The sequence below is a fragment of the Archangium gephyra genome (assembly GCF_042230915.1).
Lineage (GTDB): Bacteria > Myxococcota > Myxococcia > Myxococcales > Myxococcaceae > Archangium > Archangium gephyra_B.
In genome coordinates this window covers 3,758,747-3,774,697 of record NZ_CP102578.1, presented here as the reverse complement: position 1 = coordinate 3,774,697, position 15,951 = coordinate 3,758,747, and the positions used below count along the sequence as shown (strand labels likewise).

Genomic DNA, 15,951 nt, shown 5'->3' with positions numbered 1-15,951 from the left:
CTCCTGGCATGAGCGGCGGCCGGTCCGAGCGCCCACCGGGCACCTCCTGTGCTCGACGAGAGCCGTGAAGAGCACGGCGCGGAGAGGAAACACCATGATGCGCAACAAGCTCGCAGCAACCCTTGCCGCCGCACTCCTCGGAGTGTCTGGCGTTGCCCAGGGCGCGGAAGTCCTCCGGACCGAGAACGCGAGCATGAACGTCGGAGGCCGGTTGCAGCTCCTCGGCTTCGCGCAGAAGCTCGACGACGGGGCCCGCAACGACGAGCGGCTGTACCTCTTCCTCAAGCAGGGCCGGCTCATGCTCAACGGCAACGTGGCGGATTGGCGTTACGGCGTGATGCTCGCCTTCGGCGGTGAGGAGGAGATCAAGGCGCCGACTCCGGGCCTCTCGCTGGGCCTGCTGGACATGTACGTGGACATCCCGGTGAAGGTGCTCGGGAACTCGTACGTGAGGGTGGGCCAGTTCCGGGTGCCCTACGGCCGTGAGCGCCTGACCGAGTCGGGCACCCTGCTCTTCGCGGACCGCTCCATCCAGAACCTGGCCTTCCGGGTGGGCCGGGACGTGGGCGCGACCTTCTACACCCAGGCGGGCCCCCTGGTGGCGGGCGTCGGCATCTTCACGGGTGGAGGCCGGAACATCCCCGAGCGCTACCTGCCGCAGACCCTCGGCACCCCCATGGTGGTGCTGCGCGCGGGCCTCGACACCGGCATCGGCGAGGACGTCTTCGCGACGCGTGACCCCCAGGCCCTGCCCGACAAGCTCCAGATGGCGTTCTTCGTGAACGGCTTCTACGTGAAGGACTCGCTGGTGGGCCACTCGACGGTGTTCAACACCAAGTCGTCGGAGAAGCCGCTGCTCATCAACAGCAACTGGAACCCGTTCGTCGGCCAGGCGCCGTTCAACCTCGGCAGGCTGTGGCAGGTGGGCGCCGATGCCGCGGCGCGCGCGCCGGTGGGCCCTGGCGTGCTGTCGGGCGAGCTGGAGGGCAACTTCGGCGTCTACCAGAATGACTACGGCGACATCCGGGTGGCGGGTGGCCGCGCCCAGGTGGCGTACCAGTGGAATCCGGTGCAGGTCGCGCTGCGGTACGCGATGGTGCTCCCGGACGAGCAGTTCGCCGTGGGCGAGGCACCCATCACCGGCAGGCGTTCCATCCAGGAGGTGACCCCCTCGCTGACCTACTCGTTCAAGGGCTTCGGCGCGAAGATCGTCGCGGACCTGCCCATCCAGCTGGGCACTCCGGTCATCTTCGAGGAGTCGGTGGGCTCGTACGTCCTCACGGAGCAGCCGGACCAGACCTCGCTGCTCAAGAAGGGCGCGCCCATCTCGCGGCAGAACGTCGTCGCCGCGCGGTTGATGGTCCAGGCGAGCTTCTGACGGCTGCCGGACACCCCAGGAGGGTGGCTTTTGCCGGCTCGGGCGCGCGGGTCCAAGATGCCCGCCGTCCCGAGTGACGGGGAGAAGGGGGAAGCTCCCGATGGCCGAAGCCCGAGCGGTTTTCGTAGGTGCATGCACGCGCACGAGCGCGCGAATCACCGTGGTGGCGGATGCGAACGTCCAGGTAGCGCACCTGGCCTGGTCGGAGCGGGCGCAGGGGGGAGAGCAGCTCCTCTCCATCCCGCTCCGGGACGCACGCCCCTACCGGATGGGCACGTTCGAGCTCTCGGGGCTGACACCGGGAGCGACCCTCCGGTACGCCGTGGACTGCCAGCCGCTCGGGTTGCCGAGCCCCATGGCCCCGGCGCTCATGTCCGGGGCACAGCACCGCTACTCCTTCCGCCTGCTGCCCGCCGACGAGGGACGGCCCCTGCGCGTCGTGCTGCTGAGCTGCAATGCCATCGAGCACTCGGACGAGCGCACCCGCTTCGACATGTGGAGGCGCCTGCGCAAGCAGATCGACGCGGGGCGCGTGGACCTGCTCATCCACTGCGGAGATCAGATCTACGCCGACGACATCTGGAGATGGCACGAGAAGCATGACTCGTCGGTCTCCCTGGACGAGCTCATCTCCGAGTACCGGGACGAGTACGTGCGCCTCTGGGGCGACAACCCGGACATCCGGGGGGTGCTCGCGAGCTGCCCCTCCGTGATGATGTGGGACGACCACGACATCTACGATGGCTATGGCTCGAACGACGACGATGATCTCCCGTCCTCGCGGCGCTACCTCCAGGCGGCGGCGCAAGCCTTCCGGGACTTCCAGGCCGTCAACAACCCGCCGTTGGATCCGGCCTACCTGAAGCACCGGGACGGCACGCAGGTGCCGGCGGATGACTCGTTCTTCTCCTGCTTCCGCTCGCACGGCATCGGGTTCCTCCTCCTGGATGGCCGCTCGAACCGGAACTACCACCGCTCGAGCGTGCTGGGGGCGAACCAGCATCGCGTGCTCGATACGGTGCTCGACGACTGGCGCAAGGACGAGACGCTGCGCTGGGTCTATGTCGTGGTGGGCGTGCCCGTCGTCCACGCGGAGGTGGCCGCGGCGCTCGCCCTCTCGGAAGCGACGGGTGACATCGCCGGCGTGAAGGACGACCTGCGCGACAACTGGGTGTCGCCGAACAACCTCGCGGAGTGCGGGCAGTTGCTGACGCGGCTGTTCGACTTCATGGTGCAACGTCCGAAAGTGGAGGTGACGATCCTGGCCGGTGACGCGCACGTCGGGGCGGTGGCGCGCATCTGGAGCGCCATCCACCAACTGCCGAACGGACGTGGTGCTCCGGAGTTCTACCAGGTGACCTCGTCGGGGATTGCCCACCCGGCGCCCAGTGGCATCAAGGCCGTAGTCATCAAACAGGGGGCGAAGCGGGTGCGGCACTCCCTCATGAATGGGGAGCAGATCCAGGGCGCGCTGATGCCCATTCCCGGCAACCCCGGGACCCGCATCCTCTGGCAGCGCAACTTCGCCCTGCTGAAGCTGGGGCCGGGGGACGGCACGCAGTGGGACCCGGACCAGAAGCTGCGCGTCGAGTTCCACGCCGAGGGCAAGCCGGACCTGATGGAGATGGTGCTGGTGAACCTCTGAACGGACCCGCGGCGGCATCTGCTACACTTCCGGCTCGATGATGCCGTCGAGCCCCACCGCCGCGCTGACCCCTCCGTCCGCCGCCCCCGCCGGGAGCCTCTCCTTCCGAGGGCTGTGGTTGTTCTCTCCCCGGTTGGATGGCCTCCTGCTCGTGGTGCCGCTGGCCTTCACGGTGCTCGCCTGGATGGTGAGCACCCTGCTGGCCGCACCGGTGTCCGGCTCGGCCAACCGGATGGCCATCTGGACGGCCCAGTACCTCCTCGGCAATGGCACCCACGTGGTGCTCACCTTCCTGCTCTTCGCGGTGCACCGGGACGTGCTCACCGCCGAGCCCCGCCAGCCGCGCCAGGTGCTGCTCGGCAGCCTCGGGATGCTGGGGGTAGGCGCGCTCCTGTTTGCCCTCTACTACGCGGACGCCACGGGCTACGCCTACGTGGTGGGCATCCTCTTCAACGTCTTCGGGCTCCACCACATCCTCTCGCAGTGCAAGGGCTTCTGGGCCCTGCACACGCTGCGGGGCTTCCAGGCGGGAATCACCCCTCCCGCCCCGCTCGAGCGCCGGCTGCAGCTGTGGTTCGTCCCGGTGATGCTGACGCTGGTGCTGGTGCGCCTCTTCTTCGTCGCCGAGTCCCCCCGCCCCGGTGACACGCCCTACCTGGACATCGATCAGGGCACGCCCCTGCCCCATGGCGCCCTGGCGGTGCTGCTCACGGTGTGGCTCGGCTACTTCGGGCTGCTGTTCCGCACCCTGCTGCGCTCCGGGACGGCCAGCGGGCCCAAGGTGCTCTACCTCCTCACCGTCGCCGTGGCCACGGGCCTCACCCTGGTGGCGCCCGCCTGGGGCAACGTGATGCTGCCCGGCCTGCATGGCCTCGAGTACTACCTGCTCTCCGCCCGCATGCTGGAGCCGCGCGAGGGGGATCCGCCCTCCCGCGTGAGCCGCGCCTGGGTATGGCCGATGATGGTGCTGTCCATGCTGCCGCTGCTGGCACTGGGCGTGGTGCACCTGGTCATCGCCGGGCCCTCGCACGGCACGGTGAGCGCCGCGGCCGCGGACCTGAAGTCGCACGTGGTGCTGCGAGGCCTCACCACGCTGAGCCTGGGCGTAGTGCTCGCGCACTACTTCTCGGACGCCCTCATCTACCGCTTCCGCCTCCCGAGCATCCGCCGGGTGATGCTGCGCCGGCTGGGCTTCGCGAGCTGAGCGGATGCGCGAGGCGCTCCGAAGGCGGCTCATCCCCTGGCTGGGGTTGCTCGCGGGCATGGCGCTCGTGTACCGCTCCGTCCTCCAGGGCCGGGTGATGGCCGGGCGAGACGCCTTCCGCATCTTCATCCCGGACTCCGCCTTCCTCCTCGAGGCGCTGCGGGCCGGGGAGCTGCCCTTGTGGAATCCCTACCTCCGGCTCGGGCAGCCGTTCGCCGCCACGTTGTACTCGCAGGTGTTCTATCCGCCGCGGCTGCTCACCGTGCTGCTCGCGGGCCCGGAGCTCGGCCTCACCCTCCAGCACCTGCTCCACGTGGCGATCGCCGCCGCGGGCACCTTCCTCCTGCTGCGCCACCTGCGCGCCTCCCGTCCCGCGGCCATGCTGGGCGCCACCGCCTTCGCGCTCTCGGCGCCCTTCGCCGTGCTGTCGGCCCAGCAGAACGTGGCCAGCGCCGCCGCGTGGACGGGCTTCCTCCTGCTGGCCTCGCGCCGGGCCGCGCTCCTGCCCTCCCCTCGCCGCGCCGCGCAGGTGGCCCTCGTCGCGGGCCTCGCCTTCCTCGCGGGCTCTCCGGAGACGTGGCTGTGGCAGGCCCCGCTCGCCCTCGCCGTGGCCCTCGCCGCGCGGCGCGAGGTGCGCACGGTGGTGGCCACCGGAGCGGGGCTCGCCTGGGGCTTCGTGCTCGGGGCGGTGGTGGCCCTGCCCGCGCTCGAGTTCGCCCGCAACTCCACCCGGGGCGCGGGGCGCATGGACCAGCTCGAGTGGTCCCTCTCCTGGCCCCAGTTGCTCTCGGTGGCATGGCCCTTCGCCGAGCACCCGCGCTCGCGCTACTGGGCCGGGGACGATCAGTTCTTCATCCTCGTCCTCTTCCTGGGCACCCTCGTCTGCGCCCTGGCGCTCGCGGGCCTGGGACGCTCGCGGCGCACGCTGCCCTTCGCGCTGGGGGCCCTCGTCCTCACCCTGCTCGCGCTCGGCGCGCACTTCCCACCGGCGGCCCTCGTCCTCCAGCTGCCGCCCTTCCACCTCTTCCGCTACCCGGTGAAGTACTTCGTCGGCGCGGCCTTCTGCGTCGCGGTGCTCGCCGCCTTCGGGCTGGACGTGCTCGCCCGCCGCGCCCGCCGGGGACAGCGCTCCCTCCAGCACGTGACCCTGGTGGTGGCCGCCCTCTTCGCCGCGCTGCTCCTGGGCCCGCCCCTCACCAAACTCCCCCTCTTCCGCTCCGGCGTGGAGGCCGGACTGCCCTGGGTGGTGCTGGCGCTCGGCGCGGGCGCCCTGGCCTTCATCCTCCCCGCCGCTGGCCCTGGCCGCGCCCACCGCGTCCGCCGCGCGCTGGCCGGGGTGGCCCTGGTGGAGCTGGGCATCTTCCACTTGATGCAGGGGGGCACGGGCAGCGCGCCGCTCGAGTCGCTCCGCCGCGCCTCCCGGCTCGCCGCCGCCATTCCCCCCGGGTACGCGGGCCGGGTCAGCGTGGATCTCGACTCGGACGAGCTCTCCGAGGTCTCCCCCACCCCGAGCGCCACCGCCGCGCCCCTGCCCGGCGAGGGAGGCTCATACATCGCGCTCAGCCGGGACGCCCTGGTGCCCAACCGTTTCGTGGAGGAGCGGCTGCGCGTCTTCGAGGGCTATGGCGCGCCGGAGCCCCTGCGCATCGAGTCCCTCTACGAGTCAGGAGCGCGCGCGGCCTTCGATCTGGCCGGGGTGGGCTACTACGTGCGCCGGGGCCCGCCGCCCTTCGAGGACCTGGTGCCCGTCCTCTCGCTGCCCGGGCTGCCCACGCTCTACCGCTCGGACACCGCCCTGCCGAGGGCCTTCGTGGTGCACGCCGCGCGGGTGGCCGGGGACGCCGAGGCCCAGGCGGCCTTCATGGACCCCACCCAACCGCTGCGCCGCACCGCCCTGCTCTCCGAGGGTGAGCCCCTCGAGGGTCCAGGCTGCGAGGGCTCCACCGCGCGGGTGACGGAGGCGGGCCTGTCCCGGGTGGAGGTGGCGCTGGAGGCGTGCGGCCCGGGGTACCTCCTCCTGAGCGACTCGCACTACCCCGGCTGGGAGGCCACGCTGGACGGGGCGCCCGTGCCGGTGCGACGGGCCAACGCCGTCATGCGCGCGGTGCGGGTGCCGCCGGGGGCGCACTCGGTCCGCTTCGACTACCGCCCGCTCAGCTTCCGGCTGGGGGCACTGCTCTCCGTGCTCGCGCTCGGCGCGCTCGTCCTGGCGCTCCGGCCCCGCAAACACGAAGGGCGGCCCCTCTAAGAGGAGACCGCCCTCGGGTGAAGCCACCGCTGTGAAGCGGTGCGCTCGTCAGTCGGCCGAGTTCTCGCCGAACGTCTTGAGCGACTTGCGCTGCAGCTGGCGGCTGGCGGTCTGGCCCGTGTTGGACACGTCCTCGTTGCCGGCCAGGGCCTCGGCGGAGGCGCCGAACAGCTTGCGGATGTTGTTGCCGAAGAGGGTGATGACGCCGATCGCCGCGATGGCGATCAGGGCGACGATGATGATGTACTCGGTCATACCCTGACCACGACGCTTGCCCAGCTTCTTCAGGTTCTTCTTGTTGGCGGTCATTTGAATTCTCCGGGGGTGGCGGGTGGCGGGGGTCAGCCACCAACGACGATGTGCAACCTACATGGCTCCCCCTCCGCCCTCCATCCGTCATCAGGAGGATGATCGCACTTCCCTGGGATTCCATGGACCTGCCACCTGGCGGACTTCCATGACGCCCGAAATGTTACCTTCCGGACAGTCAGGCGCCCGCCCGGGCCGTTCCATGGGGGCCCAGAGCGCCAAGTATCGGATTCTAAAGGGGAACCACATCGCCATGGGGGGACATCAGCGCTGGCGATTCGTTATCTTTCGCACCTGCCCATGAACCTCCACTTGCTGCAAGCCGTCCAGCTTTCATGGTCTCCCAGCCTGCGCGTGACCCGCGTCGCGGGCGATTGTGAAACCGTGCTGCGCCGTCCCGCCTCGGAGTTGAACGAGCGGCCGCTCCACGTGGTGCTGGGAACCACCCCGGAGAAGGTCCGGCAACTGGACGCCCTGGCCCGCGAGGATCGCCGGGCGGTGGAGTTCCTCTACGCCTCGCTCGGCTCGGGAGACCCCGTGCCCCTGCGGCTGACGCTCGTCATGGAGGAGGGCGAGGCCACCGCCGTGGTGGTGGACCTGCGCACCCTGATGGAGGGCGCGCCGCCGGTACAGCTCTCCGGGCTCGCCTCGCAGCTGAGCCACGAGCTGCGCAACCCGCTCAGCTCGGTGAAGATGGCGGTGCAGACCCTGGCGCGCAACACCGGCCTCTCCGAGAGGGACCAGCGCCGGCTGACCATCGCCAACCGGGAGATCCGCACCCTGGAGCGGATGCTGTGGCAGCTGTCCGAGTACGGCCGGGGCACCTCGCCCAACCTGGAGCAGCACGCACCGCGCTCGCTCGTGCAGGAGGCCATGGCCATGGTGGCCCCGGAGCTGACCGAGCGCCGCGTGGAAGTGAGCGTGGACGAGGCGCCGGACGTACCGAAGGTGCGGGTGGACGCGGGCAGGCTGCGGCCGGTGCTGGCCCAGGTGCTGCTCAACGTGGCCATGGGGCTCTCTTCGGAGGGCGGCACCGTGCAGGTGGCCATCCGCCCGGGCCCCGAGGGACGCGTGCTGATGAAGCTCAAGGAGCCCGCCGGCCTGCTGCCCGAGGAGAAACGCGACTCGCTCTTCAAACCCTATGAGTGTCACCTGGCGCGGGGCGCCGGCCTGTCGCTGGCGGCCCTGCGCCGCGTGCTGCAGCACCAGGGCGGTGACGTCTCCGCCGAGACGGGCCCCGACACTGGCACGGTGTTCACACTCACCTTCGCCGCCTGAGGAACATGGAGACGCTTCTCATCGTCGACGACGACCTCTCGCTGCTCGAGTCCTTGAAGATGCACTTCGAGGACATCGAGCACGATGGCGCTCCGCGCTACCAGGTGGTGACGGCCACCCGCGCCTCCGAGGCGCTCCGGGTGGCGCAGGAGGTCATGCCGGGCGTCGTCATCCTCGACATGAAGCTCCCGGACCGCACGGGCCTGGACATCATCGAGGAGATGAAGAGCCTGTGCGGGGACGCGCGCATCATCCTCGTCACCGCCTTCCATGACATGGAGACGACCATCCGGGCCATGAAGGCCGGAGCGTTCGACTACATCCACAAGCCCTTCCCGGACCTCACCGCCCTGGACATCGTGGTGTCGCGCGCCCTGGAGTACCGGCAGCTGTCGCGCCGGGCGGCCACGGTGAACGTGGAGACCGCGGCGGCGCGCCTGGGCGACATCGTCGGCACCAGCCCGTCCATGCAGCAGCTGGTGAAGGAGATCGGCAAGGTGGCCGCCAGCCGCGCCACCGTGCTCATCCACGGCGAGAGCGGCACGGGCAAGGAGCTCATCGCCCGCGTCATCCACAACTACTCCTACGACGAGCCCAAGCCCTTCATCGGCATCAACTGCTCGGCCATCGTGGACACGCTGCTGGAGAGCGAGCTGTTCGGCCACGAGAAGGGCGCCTTCACCGGTGCCAGCGCCGTCAAGCCGGGCAAGTTCGAGATGGCCGAGGACGGCACCATCTTCCTGGACGAGATTGGCGACATGTCGCTGATGCTCCAGGCCAAGCTCTTGCGCGTGCTCCAGGAGCGCGAGTTCGAGCGCGTGGGCGGCGTCAAGCGCATCAAACTGCGAGCCCGCGTCATCGCCGCCACCCACCGCACCCTGGTGGACGAGGTGTCCTCCGGCCGCTTCCGCGAGGACCTCTACCAGCGCCTCAAGGTGATTACCCTGCAGCTCCCCCCGCTGCGCGAGCGGCGCGACGACATCCCCTCGCTGGTGCACCACCTGCTGGAGCGCATCAACGAGAAGGTGCACAAGCGCGTCACCCGGGTGCCGCCCGAGGTGTTGGATCACCTCATGCGCCTGCCCTGGCGGGGCAACGTGCGTGAGCTGGAGAACGTCCTCACGCGCGCGGTGGTACTCGCCCCGGGCGAGGTGCTGCTGTCCGACAACCTGCCCGCGCTCGAGCCCGCCGAGTCCGAGCACGGAGGGGCGCCCGTCAACGGCCACCCCGTCCACGCCAACGGACACTCCGGCCACGCCCTGCCCAACTTCCTGGTCACCCAGATCGATGATCCCAGCCGCATCCCCACCCTGGAGGAGGCGGAGCGGATGCTCATCGAGCTGACCATGAACGTGACCAAGGGTCACAAGGGCAAGACGTGCCAGATCCTCGGCATCAGTCGCCCCACCCTGGAGCGCAAGCTCCAGAAGTACGGTGTGCGACAAGATCAGCCGGTTTGAGCGTCGAAGGACGCTTTCCGGACAGTGTCGGACGCCCGACAACTCCTCCCACGAATTGAACGAAACGTTCACCTTGATCAGACTGTTTGAACGTTCCGTTTCAGGTTTCGGACACTCGGAAGGTGAGAAACCGGGGCTGTAGCGCCAAGTAGCCGTCATTGCAGGCTTTTTCAGGACTTGGGAGAAGCGTTCGGGTTGGCACAAAGCTTGGAAAGGGACTGTTCCGTCCGCAGCACAGCAAGCCAACCTTCAACCGCCTGCAGGAGTGCCCACATGCACGGTTTCAATCGTCCCCTCGGTCCTATCGGCTCCAACGTCGTCGCCCCCATCCAGACCACCAGCTCCGGGATGCTCGTCACGGCGAACAAGCTGATCCCCGGACAGGAGGCGATCGACTTCAAGGGCTACTTCAAGGTCGAGAGCTTCCCGCACAACTCCGTCATCTACCGCCCCGGCGACACGACGGACCGCGTGTACCTGCTCAAGAGCGGCCGCGTGCGCCTGATGCGGCTGGGCAAGAACAGCTCGCGCTCGGTGGTGAGCATCCTGCGCCCGGGCGACCTGTTCGGCGAGCTGTTCCGCCCCGAGGGCACGCCGGTGGAGGAGATGGCGATCGCCTCCGGTGAGGCCGAGGTGTGGAGCATCGAGGGCCGCGACTTCCGCGCCCAGCTCGAGGCCCGCCCCGCCCTGGCGGTGGACGTGGTCCGCGCCTACGCCGAGCGCGTGCGTGCCCTGCGCAAGCGCGTGCTGGGCCTGACCTTCAAGGAAGTGCCGGCCCGTCTGGCCGACACCCTGCTCACCCTGGCCGAGGCCCACGGCGAGCGCTGCCCGCACGGCGGCGAGACCGACCTGCGCGGGATTACGCAGCAGGACCTGGCGGACCTGGTGGGCGCCTCCCGCTCGTTCGTCTCCACGCTCATCAACGAGATGAAGCGCGACGGCGTGCTGGGCAACGTGGGCCGCATCCTCTGCATCCGCGACCAGAAGGCGCTGCGCAAGCTGGCTTCCAAGGAGAAGTGATGCAGTAAGCGCGGATGTCTTCCCTCTCCTGAGAGGAGAGGGACGGGGGTGGAGACATCCGTCACCGAGGTGAGCACCCGGTGTGCCGCCCCCACGTGTCCCGGTTGACGGGCACGACACCCGAGAGCCCTGGCAGCCACCCGTCCCGCGGGTCTGGCGCCGGGGTTCGCCATTTTCAGGGCACCGTGTGCGTGTCCGGGCTTGCCCTGTCCGCCCGGGCGACCCAGCATGCGCGCGCCCGTGACCACTCCGCTCCCCGAGTCCTCCTCCCCGCATCGCACGTATACCGAGCGCCGCGCCGCCGCCGAGGCGGAGCTGAAGCGGCTGGACGATGTCAGCGCCCGCTACGCCAACCTGCGCGCCCTGGTGTTCCTCTCGGGAGGCGCGGTGGCGGGGCTCGTCCTGTTCAACCGGTTGCCGAAGACGTGGTGGTGGGCGGCCGGAGCGGCGTTCGCCGTGTACGGGGTGCTGGCGGCGCTACACCACCAGGTGTTCCTGCGCGAGGAGCGGCAGCGGCTGTACGTGCAGCTCAACGAGCGCGGGCTGGCGCGGCTGACGCGGGGCTGGCACGACTTCGCCGAGCGGGGAGAGCGCTTCCTCACGGGCTCGCACCTGTACGCGGCGGACCTGGACGTCTTCGGGCAGGGCAGCGTCTTCCAGCTCATGAACGAGACGGCGACGCGGGCGGGCGAGGAGCGACTCGCGGCGTGGCTGTCCTGGCCGGCGCAGGCCGAGGCGGTACGGGCCCGGCAGGCAGCGGCGCGCGAGCTGGTGCCGCGGGTGGAGTTCCGCCAGGACGTGTGCGTGGAGGCGCGCACGGTGGCGAAGGAGAAGGCGGACCCGGGCCTCTTCATCCAGTGGGCGGAGAGCGGGCCGTCGCTCACGAGCATCCGGTGGGCGAGGCCGGTGGCGGTGGTGCTGCCGCTGGTGACGCTGACGCTGCTGGTGCTGGGGAGCTTCGGCGTGGTGCACGGGCGGGCGTGGTGGGCCGGCGTGCTGGTGCAGCTGGCGGTGGTGAGGCTGACGCGGGGCCCGCTGCGCGCCATGGAGGAGCGGATGAGCGCGGGCGAGCACGGCTTCGTGCGCTACGCGCCCATCTTCGAGCGGGTGGAGCGGGAACGTTTCGAGCACCCGGAGCTGCGGCGGGTGCAGGCGGGGATGCAGCACGAGGGAGAGCCGCCGGTCTCCACGCACCTCAAGCGCTTCAGCTGGCTGTATTCATTCGTGGAGTTCAAGCGGCACCAGTTCCACCCCATCGTGCACCTGTTCACCCTGTGGGACGTGCACGCGCTGTTCGCGCTGGAGGGCTGGAAGGAGAAGCACGCGGCGCGGGTGCGGGGCTGGTTCGAGGCGCTGGCGGAGCTGGAGGCGCTCTCGTGCCTGGCGGGGCTGGCGTTCGACCGGCCGGGCTTCACCTGGCCCACGCTGGAGGTGGACGGGCCGAAGGTGAAGACGACGGGCGTGGGGCACCCGCTGCTGGACGAGCCGGTGCTGAACGACGTGGAGCTGCCGGGGCCGGGCTGCGCGCTGCTGCTCACGGGCTCCAACATGTCGGGCAAGACGACGCTGCTGCGCTCGGTGGGGCTGAACACGGTGCTCGCGCTGGCGGGAGCGCCGGTGTGCGCGCGGAGCTTCTCGGTGACACCGCTGCAGGTGCTGACGAGCATGCGGGTGAAGGACTCGCTGGAGCGGGGCGTGTCGTACTTCTACGCGGAGGTCCAGCGCATCAAGGCCGTGCTGGACGCGGCGGCCGCGGCGAAGGGACACGCGATGTTCCTGCTGGATGAGATCCTCCTGGGAACGAACACGCGGGAGCGGCAGATCGCCTCACGCGAGGTGCTGCGGCTGCTGCTGGCCACGGGAGCGATCGGCGGGGTGACGACGCATGATCTCTCCCTGGCGAGCCTCGCGGAAGAGCACGCGGGCAAGGTGGTGAACATGCACTTCCGCGATCACCTGGAGAACGGAAAGATGGTGTTCGACTACCAACTACGGCCGGGAGTGGTGGACACCACGAACGCCCTGCGCGTGCTGCGGATGGCGGGAGTCCCAGTGGAGGACAAGGAGCAGGCCCCCTCTCTGCCCAATCTCCCCTCTCCCCCCGGGAGAGGGACGGGGTGAGGGTGCCCGTCCCCGTGCCCTACCCCACTGTCACAACCAGTTGTCCGGAATCCGCGAGCGCTGAAGGTCCCGCAGTCCCTCGGTGAGCAGCGGCAACAACCGCTGTGCCTCCACGGGCCGCGGATTCCGGCGGCCGAGTTCGACTTCGAAGGACTGGATGAGCGCCAGCGCCCCTTGCCGGTCGAGCCGGCAGAAGTCAGGAACGTTCAACCCCAGCGCCGAGAACCCCCGCTGAATCGCGGCCCTGTGCGTCTCCTGGAAGCGGGCGGAGACGTTCCCGTAGAAGAGGAGCCGGAGGGTCTGATCCCGCGCCCGTTCGAGCCCGGTCCGCTCCGAGGCGGGAAGCTCCGGCCGGCCCAACAGGGCCTGGACGGTGTTGTAGTGCTCCCGCAGCGGGCCGCGCTGGGCATCGCGCACCACCTCGTCGCCCTGGAAGTAGCGCTCGAAGGCCGCATGACCCGCGGCGTGACGGGCACGCAGGTCGGCGGTGCTCGCGCGCACCGTGGCCGTCTGGTGGCCCTCCAGGCGCGACCACACCGCGAGGTTCTCCCCCTTGCGCAGCCCCCGGAGCAGGTCGGGCCGGAGCGAGTCCACCTCGCCGCGCGTCGCCTTCTCCCACCGGGCCAGATGCGCCGTGGCACCGGAGAAGGTACCGGGCGCACTGCCGTCGTAGGCCCACATCGTCTGGAGGTTGGGAAAGAGGGCGCGCCACGCCGCCATGGTGGCCTCGCCGCCGTTGTAACAGGCCGCGATGCACAGGTCCTCGACGCCCGCCGCCGCCCGGGGCATGGCCGCCGCGAGCCGGGCGAGGCTGCTCCGGGAGAGCAGTCCATTCCTGAAGCTCCCCTCGTCCCCCCACAGGCCGGTGCCCCCACTGTGCCCGGAGAGCACGAGGCGCGAGGGAATGACGCCTCCCTTCTCCGCGCGGGCCCACACCTGAGCCAGTTGCGCGAGCTCGTCGCGCGCATCCTCCCCGGCACTCGCGATGGCCGCCACCACCTGCTGCGCCTGGGCGAGCGGCAGCCCCAGGGTGGCCACGAAGCTCCGGATGCCCGCCTCCGTCCTCAAATCCTGGACCCGCATCCCGCCATCCGAGCCCCTGGCCTGCAGCCGGTCGTTCTGGAAGGAGTCCTGGACGGTGGTGACCCGGGCGCTGGGGTTGGACTTCTGGATGGCCTCGGCCTCGGTCTGGGTGTGCGGGTTCATCCCGAGCACCAGGGTGTCGTCGTTCCGCCTCGGGCCTACGCTGGTCATGTTCATGTCTCCTGGCCGCCGCCGGTGTCGAGAGCGCATGCGGCGGCTCCAGACACAGGGCAACTCACGGGCCAGGAAGGCGCTCCGTCATTTCGAGCCCTTGCGCGAATCAACGGCTCCGGAGGTGTCCCGAAGCCTGCATGGCATCCGTGGCGAGAGACCCCCTCTCGCCACGCGCCCATGCTCAGAACGTCCGCAGCAGCGGCCTTCCGTAGGGCAAGACGGGCCAGGGGATTCCCACCAGGATGAGGAGGAGCGCGATGAGCAGGCCCACCCCCCACCGGCGGTGCCTCGCGGTGGAGCCCTCGGCCCGGCGGCTCGCGACGGAGGCCCCGTGCGCGACGAGGAGCGCCGGCACCATCGCGAACGCGTGCTCGATGGCGTAGAAGCGGAGCATGGAGTTGGACATGGCCTCCCGGAAGGCGTCCAGGCTCTTGGGAGTCAACGGGCTGAGCGCGAAGTAGAGCGTCAGCCCGAGCAGCACTTGGCTGTCGAGAACCGCGACGAAGAGCAGTTGCACGCGCCGATCCGCCTGGTTCCACTCCCGGCCCCGTGCCCAGCCATGCACCGCCCGGGCGAGGGTGAGCGCGCCGAGGAGCACCACGCCCCAGCGCAACCAGGAATGGAGGTAGAGAACCACCTGATAGAGCATGCCGTTCACCGTGCCACCGCCACGAGCTCCTGCACCTCGCGGTCCGAGGCCATGTCCGCCTGGAGCGTGAGCGCGCGCCGTCCGAGAACACGACGGCCCCTCCTGGAGTGCCAGGAAGGGCCGCGTGATGAGCTCAACCCGAGGGACAGCTACCCCCTCCCACAGGGAGAGGGAGGAGTCATTACTTCGCCAGCTCGACGAGGGCCGCGGCGCCCATGCCGCCGCCGATGCACATCGTCACCACGCCGTAGCGGCCGTTGCGACGCTTCAGCTCGCGCAGGATGGTGGCCACCAGGCGCGCACCGGACACGCCCAGCGGGTGGCCCAGCGCGATGGCGCCGCCGTTCGGGTTCACCTTGTCCAGGGGAATCCCCAGCTCGCGGATGCAGTGCAGCGCCTGCGCGGCGAAGGCCTCGTTCAGCTCGAAGACGTCGATGTCCTCGACCTTGAGGTTGTTCTTCGCCAGCAGCTTCTTCACCGCCGGCACCGGGCCCACGCCCATGATCTCCGGCGGCACGCCGGCCACCTGGTAGTCCAGGAAGTAGCCGAGCGGCTTCACCCCGAGCTGCTGGGCCTTCTCCTCGCTCATCACCACCGCGGCCGCCGCGCCGTCCGTCAGCGGCGACGCGTTACCGGCCGTCACCACGCCCTTCTGGTTGAAGGCGGGCCGCAGCTTGGCCAGCCCCTCCAGCGTGGTGTCCGGGCGCAGGATGGTGTCCACCGAGACCGTCACCTGGTGCGCCTTGCCCTCCTCGTCGAACACGGTGGTGCTGACGGGGAAGATCTCCTCCTTGAACTTGCCCTGCTCGCGCGCGGTGGCGGCCCGGCGCTGGCTCTCGTAGGCGAACTTGTCCGCGTCCTCGCGTGACACGCTGTAGCGCGAGGCGATGTTCTCCGCGGTGGCGCCCATGGAGGTGTAGACCTCGGGGAACTTCGCCATGATCTCCGGGTTGGCGCTCACCTTGTTGCCACCCATGGGGACCATGGACATGGACTCGGTGCCACCGGCCACGGCGACCTGCATCATCCCCGCCTTGATGGCCTGCGCCGCCTGGGCGATGGACTGCGTGCCCGACGAGCAGAAGCGGTTGATCGTCATCCCGGGCACGGTGTCCGGCAGGCCGGCCAGCAGGGCGGCGTTGCGCGCCACGTTCATCCCCTGCTCCGCCTCCGGCATGGCGCAGCCGAGGATCACGTCCTCCACTTCCTCGGGCTTGAGGCCGGGGACCTGGGCCACGGCCTCCTTGATGGCGAGGGCCGCGAGCGTATCGGGCCGGGTGTCCTTGAACTCTCCCTTGTGCGCGCGGGTGAACGGGGTGCGCACCGCGCTGGCAATCACGACTCGACCGGGCATCTGTCTGTCTCCTCGCCCGGGGAGCGAC

Annotated in this window: 12 protein-coding genes; 8 read left to right on the top strand and 4 right to left on the bottom strand. The window is 70.0% G+C overall.

All coding sequences use genetic code 11. The annotated features are described in order from the left end of the window. The first annotated feature begins 94 nt into the window (after positions 1 to 94). The 4 genes from NR798_RS15190 (at position 95) to NR798_RS15175 (ending at position 6,475) form a co-directional block, all read left to right on the top strand. The gene (locus NR798_RS15190; RefSeq protein ID WP_375772183.1) at positions 95 to 1,378 is read left to right on the top strand and encodes a porin; all 1,284 of its coding nucleotides are present in this window, start codon (positions 95 to 97) and stop codon (positions 1,376 to 1,378) included. A gap of 100 nt (positions 1,379 to 1,478) precedes the next feature. Next, positions 1,479 to 3,023: an alkaline phosphatase D family protein gene (locus NR798_RS15185; protein ID WP_375772182.1), complete on the top strand. Its 1,545-nt coding sequence runs from the start codon at positions 1,479 to 1,481 to the stop codon at positions 3,021 to 3,023. Positions 3,024 to 3,060: 37 nt separating this feature from the next. After that, positions 3,061 to 4,227, top strand: coding sequence for a hypothetical protein (locus NR798_RS15180; RefSeq protein ID WP_375772181.1), 1,167 nt, complete (start codon positions 3,061 to 3,063; stop codon positions 4,225 to 4,227). Positions 4,228 to 4,231: 4 nt separating this feature from the next. Beyond that, positions 4,232 to 6,475 carry a YfhO family protein gene (locus NR798_RS15175; RefSeq protein WP_375772180.1) on the top strand — a complete coding sequence of 748 codons (2,244 nt, stop codon included), beginning with the start codon at positions 4,232 to 4,234 and terminating at the stop codon, positions 6,473 to 6,475. A gap of 48 nt (positions 6,476 to 6,523) precedes the next feature. Here the strand turns inward: NR798_RS15175 and NR798_RS15170 are convergent, their stop codons facing one another. After that, entirely contained in the window at positions 6,524 to 6,784 is a 261-nt protein-coding gene (locus NR798_RS15170) for a hypothetical protein (RefSeq protein WP_375772179.1), read from the bottom strand. 384 nt (positions 6,785 to 7,168) lie between these two features. On the opposite strand from NR798_RS15170, the gene NR798_RS15165 reads away from it, so the two are divergent. From NR798_RS15165 to NR798_RS15150, 4 genes are all read left to right on the top strand, one after another. Further along, positions 7,169 to 8,062, top strand: coding sequence for a sensor histidine kinase (locus NR798_RS15165; RefSeq protein WP_375772178.1), 894 nt, complete (start codon positions 7,169 to 7,171; stop codon positions 8,060 to 8,062). Positions 8,063 to 8,067: 5 nt separating this feature from the next. Further along, the gene (locus NR798_RS15160) at positions 8,068 to 9,522 is read left to right on the top strand and encodes a sigma-54-dependent transcriptional regulator (RefSeq protein WP_375772177.1); all 1,455 of its coding nucleotides are present in this window, start codon (positions 8,068 to 8,070) and stop codon (positions 9,520 to 9,522) included. Between the two features lie 273 nt (positions 9,523 to 9,795). Beyond that, on the top strand, positions 9,796 to 10,542 hold the full coding sequence (mrpC, locus tag NR798_RS15155; protein WP_203403370.1) for a Crp/Fnr family transcriptional regulator MrpC: 747 nt from the start codon (positions 9,796 to 9,798) through the stop codon (positions 10,540 to 10,542). A gap of 228 nt (positions 10,543 to 10,770) precedes the next feature. Next, a complete protein-coding gene (locus tag NR798_RS15150) occupies positions 10,771 to 12,663 on the top strand; it encodes a DNA mismatch repair protein MutS (RefSeq protein WP_375772176.1) in 1,893 nt (630 codons plus the stop codon). 30 nt (positions 12,664 to 12,693) lie between these two features. Here NR798_RS15150 and NR798_RS15145 read toward each other — a convergent pair whose 3' ends face one another. From NR798_RS15145 to NR798_RS15135, 3 genes are all read right to left on the bottom strand, one after another. Further along, a complete protein-coding gene (locus NR798_RS15145) occupies positions 12,694 to 13,923 on the bottom strand; it encodes a hypothetical protein (RefSeq protein WP_375772175.1) in 1,230 nt (409 codons plus the stop codon). Between the two features lie 178 nt (positions 13,924 to 14,101). After that, a complete protein-coding gene (locus NR798_RS15140; protein ID WP_375772174.1) occupies positions 14,102 to 14,569 on the bottom strand; it encodes a hypothetical protein in 468 nt (155 codons plus the stop codon). Between the two features lie 181 nt (positions 14,570 to 14,750). Further along, complete coding sequence (locus NR798_RS15135; RefSeq protein ID WP_375772173.1) at positions 14,751 to 15,923, bottom strand: thiolase family protein; 1,173 nt, start codon at positions 15,921 to 15,923, stop codon at positions 14,751 to 14,753. Between the last annotated feature and the right edge of the window lie 28 nt (positions 15,924 to 15,951).